This window comes from Limnohabitans sp. Hippo3 (assembly GCF_003063665.1).
Lineage (GTDB): Bacteria > Pseudomonadota > Gammaproteobacteria > Burkholderiales > Burkholderiaceae_C > Limnohabitans_A.
This window is the reverse complement of the sequence record NZ_NESF01000026.1, coordinates 1-1,415: the sequence shown is the minus strand read 5'-3', so window position 1 is coordinate 1,415 and position 1,415 is coordinate 1. Positions and strand designations below refer to the sequence as shown.

The 1,415-nt window shown below is 61.3% G+C and carries 1 protein-coding gene; it reads left to right on the top strand.

Features of this window, described 5'->3' with window-relative positions; translation table 11 throughout:
- The first annotated feature begins 71 nt into the window (after positions 1-71).
- Entirely contained in the window at positions 72-1,253 is a 1,182-nt protein-coding gene (locus B9Z34_RS14390) for an IS4 family transposase (protein WP_108428799.1), read from the top strand.
- The last annotated feature ends 162 nt before the right edge of the window (positions 1,254-1,415 follow it).

The window sequence follows — 1,415 nt, the reverse complement described above, 5'->3', positions numbered from 1 at the left end:
GCGCATATGCGCTAACTTAAAATATCAATTTGAGATATGCTCTTCTCCATTGCGTATGGAAGGAGAAGGCCATGGAGTGCTCGGTGCAGCCGTCGGAATTTGTTCGCCTCGATGAGGACTGGCAGCTGGTGGAGGCGCTGCTGCCAGCGGGCTGGATGGAGATGGCTCGCGAGCTGCAGGCGTTTCGGCGAGCCCGCGGCATCAACGATGTGCGCACGCTGCTGCGTGTCATGCTGATCCATTTGGCCGATGGCTGCTCACTCAGAGAAACGGCGGCACGTGCATCCCTTGCCGGGCTGGCCGAAGTCAGTGATGTGGCCTTACTCAAACGCCTGCGCTCGTGCGCACGCTGGTTCGAATGGATGGCTCAGCGCCTGCGTGGCGCCCCAGAGCTGAGCAGTGCAGCCCCTCTTGCGCACAGCGCCCTGGGTGCGCGCACGCTCAAGCTCGTCGATGGCAGCGTGGTGTCCGAGCCAGGGGTGACCGGCTCGAAGTGGCGCCTGCATTACGCGATCTCGCTGCCCCAGCTTCAGTGCCAGCAGGTGCATCTGGGGCCCAGCGACGAGGGCGAGACCCTCAAGCGGTTTGAGGTGCACGCGGGTGACGTCTTCATGGCTGACCGCGGCTACGCGCACCCGGGCGGAATTGCCTACGTCAAGCGCCACGGCGCGGATGTGATTGTGCGTATGAATTTGGTCACGCTGCCGTTGACAGATCCCGCCTCGGGTGCGCGGCTGGACATCCTCAAACACGTGCGTCAATTGAAAGTGGGGCAGGCGGGCAGCTGGCCAGCCCTTGTGCAGGTCAAAGCTAAGCGTGGCCAGCAAGTGGCCGAGACCGTCAGCGGGCGTCTGTGCGCCGTGCGCAAGAGTGCTGCAGCAGCAGACAAGGCGCGCCAACGGGTGTGGCGCGAGAGTCAACGCAACGGAGCGCAATTGCAAGCGCAGACCCTGGAGGCGGCAGAGTACGTGTTGATCTTCACCACGCTGGAGTCGGAGCTCGACGCCGCCCAAGTGATGGAGGTATACCGCCTGCGATGGCAAATCGAATTGGAGTTCAAGCGGCTGAAGTCGCTCATTCAGTTGGGTCATCTGAAAAAGCATGACCCCGAGGCGGCTCGAAGTTGGCTGCAGGGAAAGCTGATGGTGTCTATACTGATTGCTCGCTTGATCGCTCATGTCGAGTGCGTTTCCCCCTGGGGATACGAGATCTCATGGTTCTCGCCGACCTCGCGAGAGCTGCCCTTGGCGTGAAACTTCGTTGATGCTGGGGCTGCTTGGTCGTTGCGTCGCGCCTAATCTTCGGGTGACCGATGCGATCAGGCGATGGCAGGACCTACGCTACCGTTTGGCTGAACCGAGCCGAAAACGCCGCTCACAGAGGGCAACGTTGCGTAAGATATTAAGTTAGCGCAT